The sequence below is a fragment of the Bacillus siamensis KCTC 13613 genome (assembly GCF_000262045.1).
Lineage (GTDB): Bacteria > Bacillota > Bacilli > Bacillales > Bacillaceae > Bacillus > Bacillus siamensis.
The window spans coordinates 174,370-194,864 of record NZ_AJVF01000039.1; the positions used below are offsets into that span (position 1 = coordinate 174,370).

Genomic DNA, 20,495 nt, shown 5'->3' on the forward strand with positions numbered 1-20,495 from the left:
GTATGATCAGAAGAGAAAACGCTTTCGAATAAAGGGAGGGGAATGCCGACATGCCTTATCGTATGAAACGGGTGCTGCTGCTTCTTGTCACTGGATTGTTTTTGAGTTTGTGTGCGGTCACTTCTAGTGCTTCGGCTCAAACAGGCGGATCGTTTTTTGAACCTTTTAACAGCTATAACTCCGGATTATGGCAAAAAGCAAATGGTTACTCGAATGGAGATATGTTTAACTGCACTTGGCGTGCAAATAACGTATCCGTGACGTCATCAGGTGAAATGCGTTTGGCGCTGACAAGTCCGTCTTATAATAAGTTTGACTGCGGGGAAAACCGTTCGGCTCAAACATATGGCTATGGACTTTATGAAGTCAGAATGAAACCGGCTAAAAACACAGGGATTGTTTCATCGTTCTTTACTTATACAGGTCCAACGGATGGGACTCCTTGGGATGAGATTGATATCGAGTTTTTAGGAAAAGACACAACAAAGGTTCAATTTAACTATTATACAAATGGCGCGGGAAACCATGAGAAGCTGGCGGATCTCGGATTTGATGCAGCCAATGCCTATCATACGTATGCGTTCGATTGGCAGCCAAACTCTATTAAATGGTATGTCGATGGGCAATTAAAACATACTGCGACCACCCAAATTCCGTCAGCGCCGGGGAAAATCATGATGAATTTGTGGAATGGTACGGGTGTTGATGACTGGCTCGGTTCCTACAATGGCGTAAATCCGCTATACGCACATTACGACTGGGTGCGTTATACAAAAAAATAATGTATAGAAAAGGATTTCCGCTTACGGAAATCCTTTTCTGATTAAAACGAAATAATCCCAATCAAAAGCGCCGCAATTGTCATGACAATCGTTGTCCCCACGGCCCATTTAATGGTGAATTTTTGATGGTCGCCAAAGCTGACGCCCGCCATTCCGACCAATAGATAGGTGGAAGGCACAAGCGGGCTGAGCAGATGCACCGGCTGGCCGAGCAAGGAGGCCCTTCCGATTTCAGCGGCGTCTATTCCGTAAGCGGAAGCGGCTTCGGCAATGATGGGAAGGACACCGAAATAAAAGGCGTCATTTGACATGAAAAAGGTGAACGGCATGCTGGCAATCGCAGTGATCAGCGGCAGGTGCGGGCCCATGGCATCAGGAATGAGTGAAACGAGAGAATGCGCCATCGCATCCACCATTTTTGTACCGGAGAGAATGCCTGTGAATATGCCTGCCGCAAATACCATGGACACAACGTTTAACGCGTTCCCCGCATGCGCCGAGATCCGCTTCTGCTGCTCTTTGACATTTGGATAGTTAACCATCAAGGCGATGGCGAACGCGGTCATGAAAAGAACAGGGAGCGGGAGCAGGCTGGTGATCAGAGCGGCCATCAGAGCGACAGTCAGCAGCAGGTTAAACCATTGGAGAGCGGGACGCTTGAGCGGCGTCGCATCCGGATCGGAGGACGGCGCGTGATCAAGCGAAATGACGCCGAGCCGCTTCCGTTCTTTCTTTCCGAGGAGATAAGCAACGGCGATCACCCAAAGAATGCCGGCAATCATGGCGGGAATCAGCGGAGTGAAGACCTCTGACGTGTCCAATTTCAAGGAAGCCAAAACCCTCGCCGTCGGCCCGCCCCACGGAATAATATTCATGACCCCTGAACCGAGCATCGCAATCCCCGCTAACACCAAACGGTTCATGCCGAGCCGTTTATAAAGAGGCAGCATCGCCGCAATCGTAATCATATAGGTCGTTGTCCCATCTCCATCGAGCGAAATGGTCATCGTCAGGACCGCTGTGCCGACGGCGATCTTTAACGGATCTCCTTTGACAAATGATAAGATTTTGGCTATGAGAGGGTCAAACAGACCTGAGTCAATCATAATGCCGAAATATAGGATGGCGAATAACAGCATGATACCGGTAGGAGCGAGGTCTGTCACGCCCTGAATCATCATCCCGCCGAGATCTTTGCCAAATCCGCTGATCAGGGCAAACACAACAGGAACGACAATCAAGGCAATAAGAGCGGAAAGCCGGTTAGACATAATAAGGTACATAAAAACAATGATCATCACAAAACCGAGTATGGCAAGCACGATAGGACCTCCCTTTTTCAACGGATGTTTTGGAAAGCGCTTCCATGATTTCTTTCTGTCACGAAGGCTTATTTCAAATGTGTATGACCGCATATTTAGATATAGACCTAAAATCCTATTGAGCCGATCAGCAGTTTATATAGGGAACACCGCGGGTAAATGTGCTGTAGAATGTTTCGTTTTAAAAAGGGGGAACTGACATGAGTGATGATCAAAACAAACGAGTAAATGAGCACTCAAAAGACGAGCAGCTTGAGCAGTACAGGTCCGATAACAGCGGGAAGAAAATGACGACCAATCAGGGACTTCGTGTGTCTGAGGATGAGCATTCTTTAAAAGCGGGTGTCCGCGGCCCTACGCTGATGGAGGATTTTCATTTTCGTGAAAAAATGACGCATTTTGACCACGAGCGGATTCCGGAGCGGGTCGTTCATGCCCGCGGGTACGGCGTTCATGGGCATTTTCAGGTGTACGAACCGATGACGGAATATACACGGGCGAAATTTTTACAGGATCCGTCTGTCAAAACGCCTGTCTTCGTCCGTTTCTCAACAGTGGCGGGCTCCAAAGGGTCAGGCGACACAGTCCGTGACGCCAGAGGATTCGCGACTAAGTTTTATACCGAAGAAGGGAATTACGATCTCGTCGGCAACAATATTCCGGTATTCTTCATTCAGGACGCGATCAAGTTCCCGGATCTCGTCCATGCCTTTAAACCGGAACCGCACAATGAAATGCCGCAGGCAGCGACGGCTCATGACACGTTCTGGGATTTTGTCGCCAACAATCCTGAATCCGCGCACATGGTCATGTGGACGATGTCTGACCGCGGCATCCCGCGAAGCTACCGAATGATGGAGGGCTTCGGCGTGCATACATTCCGTTTCGTCAACGAGAAAGGAAAAGCGCGTTTCGTGAAATTCCACTGGAAGCCGGTTCTCGGCGTGCATTCTCTCGTATGGGATGAGGCGCAGAAAATTGCCGGGAAAGATCCCGATTTCCATCGCCGCGACCTGTGGGAGACCATTGAAAACGGCGGCAAAGTCGAGTATGAGCTCGGTGTTCAGATGATTGACGAAGAAGATGAATTTAAATTTGACTTCGATATCCTTGATCCGACGAAGCTGTGGCCGGAGGAACTGGTTCCCGTCAAGCTGATCGGAAAAATGACCCTCGACCGCAATCAGGACAATGTCTTTGCGGAAACGGAGCAGGTCGCATTCCACCCGGGGAATGTCGTACCGGGTATTGATTTCACCAATGACCCGCTCCTGCAGGGACGGCTTTTCTCTTATACGGATACACAGCTCATCCGTCTTGGCGGACCGAATTTTCACGAGATTCCGATCAACCGGCCGGTCTGCCCGTTCCATAACAACCAATACGACGGCTACCACCGGATGACGATTAATAAGGGCCCTGTCGCCTATCATAAAAACTCTCTGCAGAACAATGATCCGTCGCCGGCCTCAGAAGAAGAAGGCGGATACGTTCATTATCAGGAAAAAGTAGAAGGCAGAAAAATCCGCCAGCGCAGTGAGAGCTTCAATGACTATTTTTCTCAGGCGAAGATGTTCTGGAACAGCATGTCTCCCGCCGAGAAAGAACATATCATCTCCGCGTTCAGTTTTGAGGTAGGAAAAGTGAAAAGCAAGGATGTGCAGCAGCAGGTGATTGATGTCTTCAGTCACGTCGACGCTGATCTTGCCGAGCGCGTTGCGAAAGGAATCGGCGTGAACCCGCCGCCAAAGGACCGTGAATCTGATGAAACTTTCACTTCTCCGGCCTTAAGCCAGGAAAATACGGTAAAGACGGCAGCCACAAGGCAGGTCGCGGTTTTAGCCGATCACGGGTTTGCCGATGAGGAAGTCAAACAAGTGCTTGACGCATGCAAACAGGCGGGAGTCAGAGCCGATATCATCAGTCCTGTGCTTGGAACGATCAAGGGAGAAAACGGCACGGAGCTCGAAGCGTCAGCCACTTTCTTGACAGCGGATTCCGTCCTGTATGACGCTGTTTTCATTCCGGGCGGACAACAAAGCACTGACAGCCTCAAAGCCAAAAAATCGGCTAAAGATTTCGTCAGTGAAGCCTTCAGCCATTACAAAGCGATCGGCGCCTCCGGTGAAGGAAAAGAACTTCTCGCCCTCGCCGCCGGAACCGAAAACGGCCCCGGCCTTGTTCCGGACGGAAACTGCGAACAATTTCTGAAAGCCGTGGCAGCGCATCGGCATTGGGACAGGAAAATATAAGAATGAAAAAGCGCCTTTTTATGAGAGGGGCGCTTTTTTTCTTGTGAAAGTGAACGATCGGAACGAAGCATTAATATGGGAAGAAAACGAAAATCGCTTCCGTGCAATCCGCACCTTCCGCTGTGAAATAATATGTTTCACCCTCTTTGGTTTACTTCCGCTCTGTGTTTGTGTATCTTAGGGATAGATTTTCTGGAGGAGCGAATGATAGTGAAGCCGTTTACCGAAAAACAACTCGAAGAATATTACCGGCGTGACGAAAACATGATGATTTTGGTGTTTGCCCAATGGTGTGTCAATCATGACCTTGATCCGATGGCGATTTACAGCAGGGCCTATCCCGGACAGCCTTTAAACGAAGAGCTGCGAAAAACGGCTGAAGAGCTTGTCGTGCCGAAGGAGGAATCAGAACCGATTCCTGATCAAACCGTCATCGGCGTTTTGGAGATGTTCGGCAACTCCGATCTGGCGGAAGCTGTTTATGAAGCCATTGCGCAAAGACCTTCACGGTAAAAGAGGCATGGATGATCCATGTCTCTTTTTTTATGGAGAAAATGTGAGGGAAGGCCCAGAAACAATTTCCTGATCTGCGCTGTCTATAGTGTGTAACCCGTTTTCAAAAAGGGAACGGGTAAATGAAAAGGAGGAGTTGTGATGAAAAAGACATTCAAAATGATGGCAGCCGTGCTTTTGGCAGTGCTGACAGCCGCGCCGTTCGGAGGTTTCGCCCCTTCAGCCGAAGCTGCACAAACCGCCAAGCCCGTTGTCAAAAGCCATACGTATAAGCATGTAAAGCAGCTGACATACCCCGAGGTCACAAATACGGGAAACGCATCTTTTGAAAAGAAAATCAATCAGGACTTCAAACGCTATATTGAAAACTCGTACAAAGAATATGTGAAAAACAAACAAGACGGTGAGAAACAAGGCTATAAAGCGGAATACCAAGCAGACTTCAAGGTGAAGTATAATCAAGGCGGAAAGCTCAGCATTCTGACGGAAAACTACATTTACACAGGCGGCGCACACGGGCTGACATCCGTTCAGACCTTTAATTACGACCTGGCCGCAAAAAAACGGGTCACACTCCATGATGTGCTGAATACGAAAACGAAAGGTAACAAAACGAGAGACTATCTTTACGGCTACATCAAGAAACATGACGATCTGTTCGATCAGGACGTCAAAAAACAGGAGATCATCCTGAACAACGAAAGACCTTTCTTCTTTACGAAAAACGGCATTGCCGTTGTGTTCGGACAATACGATCTCGGGCCGTATGCGGCAGGAATCCGGGATGTTTTCGTGCCTGCATCCGTCTATCAATAAAAAAAAAAGCGATATCGCTCCAAAACGGAGCGGTATCGCTTTTTTTCTTTTACCAGACAAACAATCCGACAATCGCCGCGCTCAATAAGGAAACGGCAATTCCGCTGACAAGCAGCTTCCAGACATTTTTCCCGATGATGGCTGATTTTTCACCATCAAGCAGAGATTGATAAGATCCGTAGATCATACCGATGGTGCTGAAGTTTGCGAATGATGTCAGGAATGTCGTCGCAACGGCAATCGTGTGCGGCGGAAGTGATTTCAGCTGCCCTTTCAGATCGGCCATCGCCACAAACTCGTTCGTCGCGAGCTTGATGCCCATCAGCTGTGCGACATACATCGCGTCATGTCCGCCTAATCCGAGAAGGAAGGCAAACGGACTGAAGATGTATGAGAAAATCTTTTGAATGGTCAAACCGTGCACGAACAGTCCGAGCACGCCGTTTAACGCGGCGGTTAACGCCACATACCCGATCACCATCGCTAAAATGACAATCACCATGTTCATGCCGACAAGCATACTGTTAGAAATCGTGGAGAAGAAATCCTTTTTCTCCGCTTTTGAAGGTACGTAAATGATATCGTCCTCTTTAGAAACGTCCACGGGATTCAGCATATTTGCGATTAAAAGCGCATTTAAGCAATTCAGCGGGATGGCTGTAAACACATAAGTGGACGGAACCATCGTCAAGTACGATCCGATGATCGAGCCGCTGATGCTGCTCATACTCATCAGCCCGAATGTCAGAAGCCGATTGTTGTTGACGGCGGCAAGCTGCTGGCGGATGACGGCTAGGGCTTCCGTATTTCCTAAAAACATCATCTGAATGGAGAAAAAGCTCTCCAGCTTCGGCAGACGGGATATTTTAGAAATCAGCCAGCCGATTTTATCAATGAGCCACGGCAGAATACCGAAATACGACAGCATATCAAAGAAGGTCACGACGAAGATAATCGGCAGCAATGCGCTGAAGAAAAAATCAACCGTCGGATTGGCCATGACAGACGGAAAAGCGAACGCAATCCCTTGACTGGCGCAGGAAATCAGCCATGTAAAGAACGCGCCGATCTTCCCGATGACAAAGCCGCCGACTTTTGTCCCTAACATAAACCAAGTAATCAGAAACTCAAAGACGAGGAGCATGACAATCGGACGCCATTTAATCTTCTTCTTGTTGGGAGAGCATAAGAAAACAACAGCCATGACAACAATGAGACCGACAATGTTCAATAAAAAGTACATGTGAGCAACTCCTATAAGGGTATTATGGAAATAAAAAAAGCTCTTATTCGTCACAAATTCCTGAAAGCCAGAAAGTGTGATAAATAAGAGCCAAAAGAAAAGAATAGACTGACAGCATCATATGCTTTTCACTCGTTCAAATTTATGCAAACTTTCTTGTAGTCTAGTCTTTTACGGCACTAGGTAGAAACAATCAGACCATATTACTGATCATATACAAGAATAACGATATTACATGAGATAGCAGTATTTTATCGTTTCAATTTTTGAAAATCAACCTTTTTAGATATTTTCAAAATAATAAATTTATATTATAAATAAAGAAAATAAAGGATATGTAAAAGTAATTGGATAATAAAGGTATAATATGCTCCTAAAAACCGTTCCGGTTCATTGTAAAGGCTGGATGCAGCTGGTAAAATGGATCTGAGGGCACAGCCTTCAAAAGACGGCAGAAAAGGGGTCATTTTCGTGATCATCCAGTTCATTCGTTACAGATAATGAGAGGTATAGATAAATAGGTTAAACTTCCAATTTTGCGAGGTTTATTTGTCTATGCCTTTTTCATTTCATCGAAATAACGAATGAATGAGGTGTTTTTATTGACGTCTATAAAAAGAAAACGCGCGGAATTACTGCAATCGTGCCAGTCCGTATTCAGGTGTCCGCTATGCCGCATGGCCATGGCGGTCTCACAAAATCAAAGCTTGATATGCGGAAACGGGCATACATTTGATATATCAAAACAAGGATATGTGAATTTCCTCAATAAAGCGGTCAAAACACGCTATGACAGGCAGCTGTTTGAAGCGAGACGCGAGCTGTTTGACAGCCGGGAGTTTTTTGCGCCGGTTCAAAAAGAGATCGCCGCCATCATCAGCCGCATTCAATCTCCGCAAACAACTGCGGCGATATTGGATGCGGGATGCGGAGAAGGCTCTCATTTAGCCGCCGTATGCAAATTGCTTCAGCCCGCTTTTTCCGTGACGGGAATCGGCATTGATCTCTCGAAAGAAGGTGTGCTGCATGCCGCAAAGGCCTTCGGAGATCATTTGGTTTTTGCCGTCGCTGATGTGGCGGGTGCGCCGTTTGCCGACAGCTGTTTTGATGTCGTGATGTCTGTTTTATCACCTTGGAATTACAAGGAATGCAGCAGGCTTTTACGAAAGGGCGGCACAGTCATTAAAGCGGTGCCGCGGCGTGATTATTTGAAGGAAGTAAGGGAATTCTTTTTCGGAGACAGTCCCCGGCGGAATGACACCGCCGATTCAGCGGCCTGCCGTTTCCAAGCGGGCTTTCAAACCTTTGAGCGCAAACGGCTGCGTTACAAGAAGACGTTATCGCAGCCTGATCTTGAACGGCTTGTGAAAATGACGCCCCTAACATGGAAATGCACTGAAGAAAGCATTCAGCGGTTTATCGGCCGGAAAGCGGCTGATATCACGATAGATATCGAAATTTTAATCGGGACCGATCCACTGTAAAACGGAAAAGACACGCGATTAGCGTGTCTTTTTTTTATTTCCAGACTTCACCGGCAATATCGACGACATTGCGCAGTTTTGCCCATTGCTGTTCTTCTGTGATCAGGTTTCCTTCCTCAGTGGAAGCGAATCCGCATTGCGGGCTGAGGCAAAGCTGATCCAGGCTGACATATTGAGAAGCTTCTTCAATCCGGCGTTTAACCGCGTCCTTGTCTTCGAGATCGCCGTGTTTCGACGTAATCAAACCGAGCACAAGCTGGAGATCAGAGCGCTTGACATAACGGAGCGGTTCAAAGCCGCCGGAGCGGGAATCATCATATTCCAGGAACAATCCGTCAAGGTCAAGCCCGTCAAAAATCGTTTCCGCCGCCGCATCATATCCGCCTTCAGCCGTCCATGTGGACTGGAAGTTGCCGCGGCAGATATGCATCGTAACCTTCAAGTCGGCAGGACGGTCTTTGATGGCGTCATTAATAGAAGCTGCGAACAGCCCGCGCAGCTCATCCGGCGTCGTTCCGAATGCTTCAATCTGACGAAGCCCCGCTTCAGATAAGAAAACGGCCCATGCGGTGTCATCGAGCTGAAGATAGCGGCATCCGGCGTCATAGAAAGCTTGAATCGCTTTTTTATACGCCTTTGATACATCATGCTGAAATTGTTTGTAATCATTCTGATACGCCGCTTTTTCCAATTTTCCGCGGAAAAACAGCATATTCGGGCTTGGAATCGTCATTTTTGGAACAGCATCGCCGGCAATGCTGTGAAGAAATTTATAATCTTCGAGCATCGGATGCTGAGAAAAATCAATATCTCCCGTTACTTTAATGCCGCGCGCTTTCGTCTGTACATTGTGAAACTGAATGCCGCTATCTGGTGTAAACGCTTCGACGCCGTCTAAGTTTTCGAGAAAATCAAAATGCCACCAGGCCCGGCGGAATTCGCCGTCAGTCACGACATTGAGGCCGGTTTCTTTCTGCTTTTCCACGCTGCGGATGATTTCTTTGTTTTCGATTTCGCGCAGCTGTTCTGCCGAAATCTCACCCGCCGCTCTTTGCAGGCGGGCTTGCTTCACAGCCGCCGGCCGGAGCAGGCTTCCGACCTGATCCGCGCGAAACGGCGGGTTTTTTCTAAGAAGAGTGTGCAATGATTGTTCTGTGTTTTGCTGTGACATGAACGATTCCTTCTTTCCTCAATGAAATATAAAAAGCTCTTCCCTTGGATAGGGAAGAGCTTGCGTCCGCAAATCTCAACCTTATCTTCAGGATTTAGCACCATTCTGCTGAACAGCGGTTGCCGGGTATCATAGGGCCAGTCCCTCCACCTCTCTTGATAAGGAAATATGCTATTTTTCAGAATAAACTGTAATACTCTTAATCTTAGTATATTATCTTATATTGTCAATATATTTCGATAAATATTTTTATTTATCACCCTCAAATAGAATCATATCTATCACGATTGCGATCGCAAGACAAAGAACAATATCCTCTTCATTTTCAATCTCCAGATGATAGGAATCACCCCAGCTCATCCATGATTTGGTGACGGTCATCCGGTTTGATTTCCCGTCTGTCACTTGAAAATTCCGTCCCCACACATCGCCGGTAATATCCCAGCCGACTCCGGAAATTTCAAATTTCGGTTTGAAAAACGTCACTTTCTTGATGACTTGGCATACAGGCTTGCCGCCGACGGAAATTTCGTAACGGGGAACGAGCGACATCAGTTTCTGACTGACACTGGCGAGCGTGCGGCCGTCCAAATCGGACAGCTTCAGTTCGTCACCGAAAGAAAACAGCTTTCCCTCCACATTGAAAACTTCTTTTCCGCTTTCAAGAAACACTTGAAACCGATTCTTAAACGTAAACATCCGCTCTTTGATATAAAAATGATACATAAAAAAACTCCTTTTTTATGTTGTACGTAAAAAGGAGACGGATGGTTTCATATTCGAGGGGTGCACAAAAAAAGGCTGCCGATTTTGCGGCAGCTGTCGTTTTTATGATAGCGGCATCCGGCGTTTCTGACGGATCGCATTTAAATCAATGATGTTATTCGTGTCGGCAGCTGTCACCAGCGGGCTTGTCTTTGGCGTTTTCCGGCGGTTGTCCTTACTGAAAGAGAAAACCAGGTATCCTGTCAAAGCAGCAAAAATAAGTAGCATCATTTTACATACCTCCCAAAAAAAGTTTTGGTATTATTATTGTACGAAAAAACAAACGAAAAGTATTCAAACAATTGTCACTTTTTTAAAAAATAAAGACATTTTCCGTAAAAATGACTATGATCTGCGGTTGATTTTGCTCTTGTTGTGGTTCTATAGATTGTATCGGCTGCTGAGTGATTATCATTTATATAACTTTTTCACTATTTTTTGACAGTGCCGAATTAACTATACATTGTTTTCGTTTGCCTTGTGTTATTCAGTACCCTAAAAAATCCTGCGATATGCAAAATAACTGCTTCTAACGGAAGATTATGATTTGATAGCGCTTTCCTTACTTTTTGTAAGAAAACGAGATGTTATCTTACAAAAAATCGTCTGAACATTTTCCGCAGCTTTTTAAAAGGGTTCGATTTCGTCTCCAGAACGCGGGGGTCTTTTAAGGTTTTTTTCAATTCTCTTGCTACAGTGCCTCTTGCCATAGTCTTCACTCCTTCTTTCCAATTCATACCTTATATACGGAAAGAAAGAAGGAAAGGTTTCATGTGAAAGAAAAAAACCAAAGCAGGGAGCTTTGGTTTTACGCGCGTTCTTCAAATAGCCTGGCGATCTCAACAATGACGTTTACCGCCTTTTCCATATGGTCGACGGAAATGTATTCATATTTTCCGTGGAAGTTTTCGCCGCCCGTGAAGATGTTCGGTGTCGGCAGTCCCATGTAAGAGAGCTGTGATCCGTCAGTTCCGCCCCGGATCGGTTCGATAATCGGTTCGATGCCGAGGTTTTTCATGGCTTGATAGGCGATGTCGACAATTTCTTTGACCGGTTCGATTTTTTCTCTCATGTTGTAATATTGATCATGCAGTTCAAGCTTGATGCTTTCCTTGCCGTATTTAGCTGCAAGCGCGTCGGCGGTTTTCTGCATAAATTCTTTTCGTTCTGTAAAGCGGTCTCTGTCAAAGTCTCTGATGATGTACGACAGGGCGGCTTCAGAAACGTCTCCGTTCATTGAATTTAAGTGATAGAAGCCTTCATACCCTTCCGTATATTCCGGCGCTTCTTCTTTCGGCAGCGCGTGATGAAATTCCATCGCGATTTTTGAAGCGTTGACCATTTTGTTTTTCGCCGTTCCGGGGTGAACGCTTTTTCCGTAACAAGTAAGCTTTGCGGAGGCTGCGTTAAAGCTTTCATATTGCAGTTCGCCGAGGGGGCCTCCGTCTACCGTGTAGGCGAATGCGGCGTTGAAGCGGCCGACATCGAATTTGTGAGGTCCTCTGCCGATTTCTTCATCCGGCGTGAATGCGACCCGGATCGTCCCGTGTTTGATGTCCGGATGTTTGATTAAGTACGCCATTGCCGTCATGATTTCGGCAATGCCCGCTTTGTTGTCGGCTCCGAGCAGCGTCGTGCCGTCGGTTGTAATCAGCGTCTGGCCTTTATAGCGGGAAAGCTCCGGGAATTGCTCAGGCGACAGGATGACGTTGAGTTTGTCATTCAGAACGATATCATGTCCGTCATAGCTTTCAATAATCTGAGGATTCACATTTTTTCCGGTGAAATCAGTCGCTGTATCTACGTGGGCCAGAAAACCGATCGTCGGCACGTCTTTATCCGTATTTGCCGGAAGAGTCGCCATGACGTATCCATTGTCATCGACTGTGATTTCTTTCATGCCGATCGACTTTAATTCATCTGCCAGCATGTTGGCCAATGTCAGCTGTCCGGGGGTTGATGGACAGTTTTCATTGTTTTCGTCAGACTGTGTATCGACTTTTACATAAGAAGTAAAGCGTTCAATGATTTCGTTTTTCATACCGTCATCTCCTTTGTCTTATCTTACCATGTGCGGGGGAGGGATTTCTATTTCACTTACCCGTTTGAATTACGCGAATGAAAACAAAATATGAAGAAACGATGACTAAACGATTAAACTTTCTGAAAATGGATGATTGAGGAAGAAAAAACCTATATAATATGGTCAATTCATTCAATAGGGAGGCTTTCTTCATGGCGATTTTAGTGACAGGCGGAGCGGGTTATATCGGAAGCCACACATGTGTCGAGCTGTTAAACAGCGGCTATGACATCGTGGTTCTGGATAATCTGTCAAATAGTTCACCGGAAGCATTGGAGCGTGTGAAAGACATTACCGGAAAAGGGCTTGTGTTTTATGAAGCGGATCTCCTTGACCGTGATGCCGTTCACCGGGTGTTTGCTGAAAATGAGATTGAAGCCGTCATTCATTTTGCGGGTTTAAAAGCGGTCGGTGAGTCTGTGGCTGTTCCGCTCCGTTATTATCATAATAATCTGACGGGGACGTTTATTTTATGTGAAGCCATGCAGGCACACGGTGTGAAAAAAATCGTCTTTAGCTCATCAGCAACGGTTTATGGCGTTCCGGAAACAACGCCGATCACCGAAGATTTTCCGTTAAGCGCGACCAATCCTTACGGGCAGACCAAGCTGATGCTGGAACAGATTTTGCGCGATCTGCATAAGGCGGACCCTGAATGGAGCATTGCGCTGCTCCGCTACTTTAATCCGTTCGGCGCGCATCCGAGCGGCCGGATCGGAGAAGACCCGAACGGCATCCCGAATAATTTAATGCCGTATGTCGCCCAAGTCGCTGTCGGCAAGCTTGAGCAATTACAGGTGTTCGGCAATGATTATCCGACAAAGGACGGCACCGGCGTGCGGGATTACATCCATGTCGTTGACCTTGCCGAGGGTCACGTCAGAGCGCTTGAAAAGGTGCTGGACACAACGGGCGCCGACGCCTATAATCTCGGCACGGGAAGAGGCTACAGCGTTCTTGAAATGGTCAAGGCGTTTGAAAAAGTATCAGGAAAAGAAGTGCCGTACCGTTTTGCCGACCGGCGCCCGGGAGACATTGCCGCATGCTTCGCAGACCCGGCAAAAGCGAAGGCAGAATTAGGCTGGGAAGCAAAGCGCGGCCTTGAAGAAATGTGCGCTGACTCTTGGAAGTGGCAGTCCTCCAATGTGAACGGGTACCAAAAGGTATAAAAGAAAAGAGACCTTCAAATGATGAAGGTCTCTTTTGCTATGATCATTATTTAACTTTTACTTCAACATCGTTGCTGAATTTTAATTTCCAAGTGCCTTTAGAGTATGCGTTTTTATCAACTTCAAAAGCTTTTACGTCAGTAACTTTAATGTTCGGGTTCAAGTCACTTAAAATTTTACTGTTGTCTACTTTTGTTTCTGTTGCATAGCTTGAAGAAGCATCAATATCTGAATCATAGGATGTTCCTTTAGAATCTACTAATTTCGCTCTTGGAATGGAGAAAGAGCTTAACGGCTTGTCTGACACATTTTTAACTGTGTATTGAACAGCTACGATAACGCCGCCGTCAGACGCTTTTTTCTCGACAAATTGAGAGCCTACTGAATCTCTTTTTTCCACTTTCGTCACAGTCACTTCTGTTTTTTCTGTCTTAACAGTATCACCGATGTTATACAGTTTTTCCTTGGACTCCGCAGCTTTTGAGGACGCAGTTTTAGATGATGAAGATCCGCCTCCGCCGCCGATATTTACGAGAATGATAATAACCACTACTGCCAGAAGCAATGTGATGATTTTATGTCTCATAAAAAAGTTTCTCTGATCTTTACCGCAGTTTGGGCATTTTTTAACGCCTTTAGCGATTTCTTTGCCGCATGCCTTACAAGACACTAAGTTGCCTGCCATAATATTTCCTCCTATGTAAACTATTTCTTAAAAACTACATACTATAATGCCTGTAAAATAACCTATAGTCAATACAATTTTGAGAAAAATAGTATTTTGATGATTTTTTAGTCATATATTTTAAGGGCCTTTATTAGTATCGGCAGGCCGTTCGAATTTTTCATAGGTTTATGGAAAAAAGAGTGGTTGAACATGTTCGTGATTTCCCGTATAATCTTGAAAGAAATATAAAAACTGAACATAAAAAACAGTGGTTTTCTAGGGTTCCGCAATGTGAATTGGTCTGGACCGAGAGAAAACACACAGCAGGTTCCTGCTGTGACACGGTGGGATAAAAGCCCGGGAGTTTCTGCTCTTTTGATGAAGAGTGCTCTCCCGGGCTTTTTTGATTTTATAAAAAGGGAGTGTCTGGGATGAAAAAGAGGTTGCTGGATGTGCTGATGCTGATGATTGGGGCTTTTATCTTCGCATTGGCCGTTAATTTATTCGCCATTCCGAATGATCTTGGAGAGGGCGGGGTAACGGGGATTACCTTGATCTTGTATTATGTGTTTGAATGGTCGCCCGGGGTGACGAATATCATTTTGAACGGGATCTTATTGATCATCGGATATAAGTTTTTAGACGGTAAAACAACGCTTTATACGATCATTACCGTTGTCGCCAACTCGCTGTTTCTGCATCTGACGCATGACTGGCACTCGCCGTCACATGAACTCATTATTAATACTATTTTTGCGGGTGTGTTTGCCGGTGTCGGAATCGGAATCATTATCCGAGTCGGAGGCACGACTGCGGGATCTGCCATTTTGGCGAGGATTGCGAACAAATATCTCGATTGGAATATCAGCTATGCGCTTTTGTTCTTTGATCTGATTGTCGTCTTCAGTTCTTATTTCATCATCGGTGCGGAAAAAATGATGTTTACCATTGTGATGCTGTACATTGGAACGAAGGTGATGGACTTTATCATTGAAGGGCTGAATACGAAAAAAGCGGTGACGATCATATCTGAGCATAAGCACGAAATCGCTGAGCAGGTCAACACGCTTATGGACAGAGGGGTGACGCTGCTGTCGGGTAAAGGGAATTACACGGGACAGTCGAAAGAAATTTTATACATCGTCATCCAGAAACAAGAGCTCTCCATGCTCAAGAAAATTATTAAAAGCTGTGATACAAAGGCATTTGTCATTGTTCACGATGTGCGGGACGTCTTTGGTGAAGGCTTCGTCGATATCTCTAAATAAAAAAGATCCCTCTGCCGGTGCGGAGGGTTTTTTTATATGCCGGGGAGAAACGGTAATGATCCGTTTCCCGGGAAATAGCCGGAAAGCTGTTTCTAAAATGAAGTAGATACAACCCGCAGGACGTTTTATACTGAAAATATAATAGAGCGATAGAGAGGAGCGCATATGAACCCGTTATTGGCAATTTACCCGAGGGCTGTGCTGTCTGATACGTGCTGTACGGCAGAGGATGTCTTTTGTTTTTATGATGAGAAGAGGCGGGTCTATGTCGCCATTCCGAAGGAGGATATCACCCCGAAGGAGAAACTGCTTCTGGAATCGTTTTTGACACCTGCTGAAGAGAAAGGCGTTTTTTTTGCGGAGACGGCGGAAGCAAAGAGGTGGCGGCGTTTTCTGCTGGAAGAGGGACTGGTTCCTGACGTCAAAGAGTCTCGTGTCCGTTTTATTCATTATGACTTAATGGGGGAACGGAACTGGGGGGCGTTTACGGAAGCGTTGCGTCATTTCTGGCCGATGCCGTATACGGTTGTCCGGACGGGAAGGGATCAGGGTGTGATTGTAGAGGAAGAAAAGCTTGAAGCCCCTGATCCGGGTGATATCGCATCTTTTGTGAAGGTTTCTGAATGTGATTTTTATTTCAGTGTCCGTTTCTTCATCGGTAGGTATTACGGTGCCGGGGAACGTCTGCGCCTTCATTACCGGAGAGAACAGCAATATTTTCAGATTGGAAGGCGTCATCTCCCGCAGCTGAGCACGCTGACCGCGGAAACGGTATTTCCGGCCATGCTCTCGGAAGAAAGCAGAGAAAAGCTCTCTGCATTGCTTCACGAAGAGGCGGTGTTGCTGTTTCAGAAAGAACCGGAGCTGAAGCATACGATTCAGACTTTTATTGAACATAACTCAAACATGTCGCTCACATCGAAAAAACTGCATTTGCACCGCAACAGTCTTCAATATCGGATTGATAAATTTGCGGAACGCTCAGGTATTGATATTAAGACATATCGGGGCGCCCTGCTGGCTTATTTCATTTGCCTGCAGTATGAAAAATCACATTAAATAGGAAATGTGCACGAAGGCTGCTGGCTTTTTTTATGAACATTGCCTATACACGCCGCCGCCGGACGCTGTTACAATCCTATTTAAGAAAGCGTTTACAAATAAAGGGGGATATACATGGCGGAACTTCGGCTCGAGCACATTTATAAGTATTACGATCAAAAAGAAGCGGCTGTCGATGATTTTAACCTTCATATTAAAGATAAAGAGTTTATCGTGTTTGTCGGTCCGTCGGGATGCGGAAAGTCGACAACATTGCGGATGGTTGCCGGGCTGGAAGACATCTCGAAGGGCGATTTTTATATCGGAGACACGAGAGTGAATGATATCGCTCCTAAAGACAGGGATATCGCCATGGTGTTCCAAAACTATGCGCTGTATCCGCATATGACGGTCTATGATAATATCGCTTTCGGTCTGAAGCTGAGGAAGATGCCGAAACCGGAGATTAAAAAACGGGTCGAAGAAGCAGCGAAAATGCTGGGGCTCACAGAGTATCTGCACCGCAAACCGAAGGCGCTCTCCGGCGGGCAGCGGCAGCGTGTTGCATTAGGACGGGCGATCGTCAGGGACGCCAAAGTGTTTTTAATGGATGAGCCGCTGTCAAATCTGGATGCAAAGCTTCGGGTGCAGATGCGGGCTGAAATTATTAAGCTTCATCAAAGACTGCAAACAACTACCATCTATGTGACTCACGACCAAACAGAAGCGCTGACGATGGCGACACGCATTGTAGTCATGAAGGATGGGAAAATTCAGCAGATCGGCACGCCGAAAGAAGTCTATGAACATCCGGAAAACGTTTTTGTCGGCGGGTTCATCGGCTCCCCCGCGATGAACTTTTTCAAAGGAAAGCTGACAGACGGCGCCATTCAGATCGGTTCAGCCGCTCTCAGCGTGCCGGAAGGGAAAATGAAAATGCTCCGGGAAAAAGGGTATGCCGGCAAAGGTGTTATCTTCGGCATCCGCCCGGAAGACATACATGATGAGCTGATTGTGGTAGAATCCTATAAGAATTCATCCATCACAGCTAAAATCAATGTCGCGGAATTGCTCGGGTCAGAAATTATGGTTTATTCCCGGATCGGGGATCAGGATTTTATCGCCCGGATTGATGCCCGCCACGACATTCATGCCGGTGAGGAATTGACTGTCGCTTTCGACATGAATAAAGCTCATTTTTTCGACAGTGAAACAGAAATCAGAATCCGCTCATAACGCAAAGCCGGACAGCTGGATGTCCGGCTTTTTTGATGTAACAATTTTTGCCCGTCGACCGATATAAAAAGTAAATAGCAGACAGAAAGCAGGAAAACCATGAAACGCATAATCACGTGCATGTGCCTTTTGGCTGCTCTGTTAACGCTTGCCGCCTGTTCTGACCATGAGGCAAGTGCCGAAGAGAGCATTCCGAAGGCAGAAGCGCACCACGATAAAAAGTCTGTAAAGCGCCAAATCAAAAAGGAGCCGGATACGTCCGCCTGGGTTAAAACGAAAGGAACGGCGAGACTGCCGATTCTGATGTACCACAGCATTTCTGAGGGAAACAGCCTGCGTGTGCCGAAGGAAGAATTCCAGCAGCATATGAAGTGGCTTCATGATCACGGCTATTATACGATGACTCCGGAAGAAGCCTATCTGATGCTGACGGAGGATAGAGAGCCGCGTGAAAAATGCGTTCTGATCACATTTGATGACGGCTATACCGACAATGTGAAAGCGGCGTATCCTATTTTAAAGAAATATAAGATGAAAGCGACCATCTTCATGATTGGTAACTTTATCGGACATAAAAATCACTTGACTGAGAAGCAGATGAAGGAGATGGCCGCACACGGCACTTCCATTCAAAGCCATACGATGAACCATCTCGAATTGAACGGGCTCACGCCTCAGCAGCAGCGACGCGAAATGGCGGACTCTAAGCGTTTATTTGATCAAATGTTCGGGCAGCGGACGTCTGTAATCAGTTACCCTGTCGGACGATATAATAAGGAAACATTAAAAGCCGCACCTGCTGCAGGCTACCGTATGGCGGTCACGACGGAGCCGGGAGCGGCATCGAGAGATCAGGGGCTTTATGCGCTTCACCGTGTCCGTGTGTCGCCGGGCATGTCCGGTACGGCATTCGGCTCTTATATCCAAAATGTGATGAAATAACAGAGCCTCCGCATATGGCGGAGGCTTTTTCCCGTTTAATAGAATTGATGAAGCAATAGGAGGGTGACGCTCACGGTAATCGCCCCGCCGATTCTGGTCGATACTTGGGCAAACGGCATAAGCTCAAGCCGTTCAGCGGCGCTTAAGATCGCGACGTCGCCTGTGCCGCCCTGACCGGAATGGCAGGCATTGATGACCGCCGTCTCAATCGGGTACAGGTTCAGCCATTTACCGGTCAGAAAACCGACGGCTATCATTGTAATGACGATGGATAAAATGGTAATGATATTGCTGATATTAAACGCCGCAATCAGTTTGTCCCACGGTGTCATTGAAACGCCGATCGCAAATAAGAGCGGATAGGTCACGGCTGTCGAGAAAAAACGCGAAACGCCGAAAGCTCCGTTTTCAATCGAGGCCGGCGCCAGCCTGAACAGCTTAATAAGCACGGCAAGGACGAGCATCACGACAGGAGCCGGAAGCTGAAAGAAATCATGCGCCAGCATGCCGACCAAATACAGAGAAACCGCTAAAATCCCCCCCGAAGCGAAAAAAGACAGATTAAACGCATTGTCATTGGCCGGCTGTTCAAATACAGGAGCGGATTGATCAGACTTATCAACCTTCCCGTTGCCCGTCCATTCCGGCTTGCGTTTCCCGATGACATTCAGCAAACCCGATAACATAATGGCGCACAGGCTGCCGAGCATGATGGACGGCAGCACAAGCGCAAAGGCGTCTCCCTGGGACATCGGCATAATATCGGAGTAGCCGATGGATAAAGGAATCGCGCCTTCACCGACACCCCCCGCCATAATCGGAACGACGATATAAAGCAGCGTGTGCTGAAAGCCGAGCCCGAGCAGCGTCCCGACGCATAAGCCGACGATGGCGGCCGCGATAGAGCCGGCGATCAGCGGAATAAAAATCTTAACGAAAGCTTTGACGAGCGTCTCTCTTTTCATCCCGAGAATACTGCCGACGACGATACCGGCAATAAATAGATAGAGAAAGTTGGAGCTTTCCGTGAATTCTGTTGTTGATGTAATAATGTCTTTCGGAAGCAGGTGGTAGTAGACGACAGCGGACGGAATAAAGGTTGCGAGGATCGCAGGGCCGCCGATGGACCGCACGATCGGAATGGATTTTCCGATCTGGCCGAAGGTAAATCCGAAAAAACTCATGACGGCAATTGATGTCAGGATGTCGCTTTTTACATCGTGTTTCATGACAAACACCGTAATAAGCAAGAAGAGCAGGATATAGATAGGAAGAGGAATAATGCCGATTCTTATATTCATTGCTCTGGCAAACCAATTATCAGTCCGTTGCTGTTTTGGGATTGAATCCGTTTGCAAATTTGGTTGAAGTTCTCCCATGCTTGTTCCCCCAGTCGTTATGTAGTAAAAAACATCCCCATTTAAAGTATACTAAAAAATTTAAATTGTTCATATATTATGAATTTACTAGAAAACATACTTTCACCTCATTTTCTTTCTTAAAAAGGCGATTTGGCGGCCTTTCCCGCTGAATAAAGCATTTTGTTCGCCACACGAATAAAAAAGAGGTACGATATGGAAGGGACAAAAATCCTAGATGCCGACATAAAATCTCTACAAATTCGACATTAATCGGTCACAATTTCAGCCTATTTTTAGGTATATCGATCTTTTTTTTTAGGCGGAATCGTTGTAAAGTAATGATATTGAATCATTTCTATGACAGCCGGCTGCCCCCCCAG

General features: G+C 46.6%; 18 protein-coding genes and 3 riboswitches. Of the genes, 10 read left to right on the top strand and 8 right to left on the bottom strand.

Annotated features, from left to right (window positions below):
• Window positions 1-50 precede the first annotated feature (50 nt).
• Window positions 51-782 (top strand): beta-glucanase, encoded by a 732-nt coding sequence (bglS, locus tag Y79_RS0109500; RefSeq protein WP_016937456.1) that lies wholly within the window; start codon window positions 51-53, stop codon window positions 780-782.
• Between the two features lie 41 nt (window positions 783-823).
• Here bglS and citH read toward each other — a convergent pair whose 3' ends face one another.
• Window positions 824-2,104, bottom strand: a complete 1,281-nt coding sequence (gene citH, locus Y79_RS0109505) for a citrate transporter CitH (protein WP_016937457.1) — start codon at window positions 2,102-2,104, stop codon at window positions 824-826.
• Window positions 2,105-2,304: 200 nt separating this feature from the next.
• Between citH and Y79_RS0109510 the strand changes: the two genes are divergently transcribed.
• The 3 genes from Y79_RS0109510 (at window position 2,305) to Y79_RS0109520 (ending at window position 5,685) form a co-directional block, all read left to right on the top strand.
• A complete protein-coding gene (locus tag Y79_RS0109510) occupies window positions 2,305-4,356 on the top strand; it encodes a catalase (protein WP_016937458.1) in 2,052 nt (683 codons plus the stop codon).
• Window positions 4,357-4,560: 204 nt separating this feature from the next.
• Entirely contained in the window at window positions 4,561-4,869 is a 309-nt protein-coding gene (locus tag Y79_RS0109515; RefSeq protein WP_016937459.1) for a hypothetical protein, read from the top strand.
• A 141-nt stretch (window positions 4,870-5,010) separates the two neighbouring features.
• Window positions 5,011-5,685 carry a DUF3298 and DUF4163 domain-containing protein gene (locus tag Y79_RS0109520; RefSeq protein WP_016937460.1) on the top strand — a complete coding sequence of 225 codons (675 nt, stop codon included), beginning with the start codon at window positions 5,011-5,013 and terminating at the stop codon, window positions 5,683-5,685.
• Between the two features lie 49 nt (window positions 5,686-5,734).
• Here the strand turns inward: Y79_RS0109520 and Y79_RS0109525 are convergent, their stop codons facing one another.
• Window positions 5,735-6,928: a NupC/NupG family nucleoside CNT transporter gene (locus Y79_RS0109525; RefSeq protein ID WP_016937461.1), complete on the bottom strand. Its 1,194-nt coding sequence runs from the start codon at window positions 6,926-6,928 to the stop codon at window positions 5,735-5,737.
• A 139-nt stretch (window positions 6,929-7,067) separates the two neighbouring features.
• Window positions 7,068-7,168: riboswitch (purine riboswitch) on the bottom strand.
• 362 nt (window positions 7,169-7,530) lie between these two features.
• On the opposite strand from Y79_RS0109525, the gene Y79_RS0109535 reads away from it, so the two are divergent.
• Complete coding sequence (locus Y79_RS0109535) at window positions 7,531-8,412, top strand: putative RNA methyltransferase (RefSeq protein WP_016937462.1); 882 nt, start codon at window positions 7,531-7,533, stop codon at window positions 8,410-8,412.
• 34 nt (window positions 8,413-8,446) lie between these two features.
• Here Y79_RS0109535 and Y79_RS0109540 read toward each other — a convergent pair whose 3' ends face one another.
• From Y79_RS0109540 to pepT, 4 genes are all read right to left on the bottom strand, one after another.
• Window positions 8,447-9,583 (bottom strand): 5-methyltetrahydropteroyltriglutamate--homocysteine S-methyltransferase, encoded by a 1,137-nt coding sequence (locus Y79_RS0109540; protein ID WP_016937463.1) that lies wholly within the window; start codon window positions 9,581-9,583, stop codon window positions 8,447-8,449.
• Window positions 9,584-9,661: 78 nt separating this feature from the next.
• Window positions 9,662-9,748, bottom strand: a riboswitch (SAM riboswitch).
• A gap of 84 nt (window positions 9,749-9,832) precedes the next feature.
• A complete protein-coding gene (locus Y79_RS0109545) occupies window positions 9,833-10,309 on the bottom strand; it encodes an LURP-one-related/scramblase family protein (RefSeq protein ID WP_016937464.1) in 477 nt (158 codons plus the stop codon).
• A gap of 102 nt (window positions 10,310-10,411) precedes the next feature.
• Window positions 10,412-10,579, bottom strand: a complete 168-nt coding sequence (locus Y79_RS1000000121495) for a hypothetical protein (protein WP_003150808.1) — start codon at window positions 10,577-10,579, stop codon at window positions 10,412-10,414.
• A 577-nt stretch (window positions 10,580-11,156) separates the two neighbouring features.
• On the bottom strand, window positions 11,157-12,389 hold the full coding sequence (gene pepT / locus Y79_RS0109560) for a peptidase T (protein ID WP_016937466.1): 1,233 nt from the start codon (window positions 12,387-12,389) through the stop codon (window positions 11,157-11,159).
• Window positions 12,390-12,583: 194 nt separating this feature from the next.
• On the opposite strand from pepT, the gene galE reads away from it, so the two are divergent.
• Window positions 12,584-13,600 carry a UDP-glucose 4-epimerase GalE gene (gene galE / locus Y79_RS0109565; RefSeq protein WP_016937467.1) on the top strand — a complete coding sequence of 339 codons (1,017 nt, stop codon included), beginning with the start codon at window positions 12,584-12,586 and terminating at the stop codon, window positions 13,598-13,600.
• Window positions 13,601-13,646: 46 nt separating this feature from the next.
• Here the strand turns inward: galE and Y79_RS0109570 are convergent, their stop codons facing one another.
• Window positions 13,647-14,186: a DUF4352 domain-containing protein gene (locus Y79_RS0109570; protein ID WP_141228469.1), complete on the bottom strand. Its 540-nt coding sequence runs from the start codon at window positions 14,184-14,186 to the stop codon at window positions 13,647-13,649.
• Between the two features lie 346 nt (window positions 14,187-14,532).
• Window positions 14,533-14,633: riboswitch (guanidine-I (ykkC/yxkD leader) on the top strand.
• Window positions 14,634-14,698: 65 nt separating this feature from the next.
• Between Y79_RS0109570 and Y79_RS0109575 the strand changes: the two genes are divergently transcribed.
• The 4 genes from Y79_RS0109575 to Y79_RS0109590 all read left to right on the top strand — a co-directional run bounded on the left by Y79_RS0109575 (window position 14,699) and on the right by Y79_RS0109590 (window position 18,754).
• Window positions 14,699-15,535, top strand: coding sequence for a YitT family protein (locus tag Y79_RS0109575; RefSeq protein ID WP_016937469.1), 837 nt, complete (start codon window positions 14,699-14,701; stop codon window positions 15,533-15,535).
• A gap of 165 nt (window positions 15,536-15,700) precedes the next feature.
• The gene (locus tag Y79_RS0109580; protein WP_016937470.1) at window positions 15,701-16,594 is read left to right on the top strand and encodes a PucR family transcriptional regulator; all 894 of its coding nucleotides are present in this window, start codon (window positions 15,701-15,703) and stop codon (window positions 16,592-16,594) included.
• A 117-nt stretch (window positions 16,595-16,711) separates the two neighbouring features.
• Complete coding sequence (locus Y79_RS0109585; protein WP_016937471.1) at window positions 16,712-17,812, top strand: ABC transporter ATP-binding protein; 1,101 nt, start codon at window positions 16,712-16,714, stop codon at window positions 17,810-17,812.
• 99 nt (window positions 17,813-17,911) lie between these two features.
• Window positions 17,912-18,754, top strand: coding sequence for a polysaccharide deacetylase family protein (locus Y79_RS0109590; protein WP_016937472.1), 843 nt, complete (start codon window positions 17,912-17,914; stop codon window positions 18,752-18,754).
• Between the two features lie 35 nt (window positions 18,755-18,789).
• Here Y79_RS0109590 and cimH read toward each other — a convergent pair whose 3' ends face one another.
• Entirely contained in the window at window positions 18,790-20,133 is a 1,344-nt protein-coding gene (gene cimH / locus Y79_RS0109595) for a citrate/malate transporter CimH (protein ID WP_016937473.1), read from the bottom strand.
• Between the last annotated feature and the right edge of the window lie 362 nt (window positions 20,134-20,495).

Coding starts and splice junctions, on each gene's coding strand:
- cimH (WP_016937473.1), bottom strand. CDS start 20,133: ATGGGAGAACTTCAACCAAATTTGCAAACGGATTCAATCCCAAAACAG.
- bglS (WP_016937456.1), top strand. CDS start 51: ATGCCTTATCGTATGAAACGGGTGCTGCTGCTTCTTGTCACTGGATTG.
- Y79_RS0109570 (WP_141228469.1), bottom strand. CDS start 14,186: ATGAGACATAAAATCATCACATTGCTTCTGGCAGTAGTGGTTATTATC.
- Y79_RS0109525 (WP_016937461.1), bottom strand. CDS start 6,928: ATGTACTTTTTATTGAACATTGTCGGTCTCATTGTTGTCATGGCTGTT.
- pepT (WP_016937466.1), bottom strand. CDS start 12,389: ATGAAAAACGAAATCATTGAACGCTTTACTTCTTATGTAAAAGTCGAT.
- Y79_RS0109540 (WP_016937463.1), bottom strand. CDS start 9,583: ATGTCACAGCAAAACACAGAACAATCATTGCACACTCTTCTTAGAAAA.
- Y79_RS0109510 (WP_016937458.1), top strand. CDS start 2,305: ATGAGTGATGATCAAAACAAACGAGTAAATGAGCACTCAAAAGACGAG.
- galE (WP_016937467.1), top strand. CDS start 12,584: ATGGCGATTTTAGTGACAGGCGGAGCGGGTTATATCGGAAGCCACACA.
- Y79_RS0109545 (WP_016937464.1), bottom strand. CDS start 10,309: ATGTATCATTTTTATATCAAAGAGCGGATGTTTACGTTTAAGAATCGG.
- Y79_RS0109580 (WP_016937470.1), top strand. CDS start 15,701: ATGAACCCGTTATTGGCAATTTACCCGAGGGCTGTGCTGTCTGATACG.
- Y79_RS0109520 (WP_016937460.1), top strand. CDS start 5,011: ATGAAAAAGACATTCAAAATGATGGCAGCCGTGCTTTTGGCAGTGCTG.
- Y79_RS0109590 (WP_016937472.1), top strand. CDS start 17,912: ATGAAACGCATAATCACGTGCATGTGCCTTTTGGCTGCTCTGTTAACG.
- Y79_RS1000000121495 (WP_003150808.1), bottom strand. CDS start 10,579: ATGATGCTACTTATTTTTGCTGCTTTGACAGGATACCTGGTTTTCTCT.
- Y79_RS0109585 (WP_016937471.1), top strand. CDS start 16,712: ATGGCGGAACTTCGGCTCGAGCACATTTATAAGTATTACGATCAAAAA.
- Y79_RS0109575 (WP_016937469.1), top strand. CDS start 14,699: ATGAAAAAGAGGTTGCTGGATGTGCTGATGCTGATGATTGGGGCTTTT.
- Y79_RS0109515 (WP_016937459.1), top strand. CDS start 4,561: ATGATAGTGAAGCCGTTTACCGAAAAACAACTCGAAGAATATTACCGG.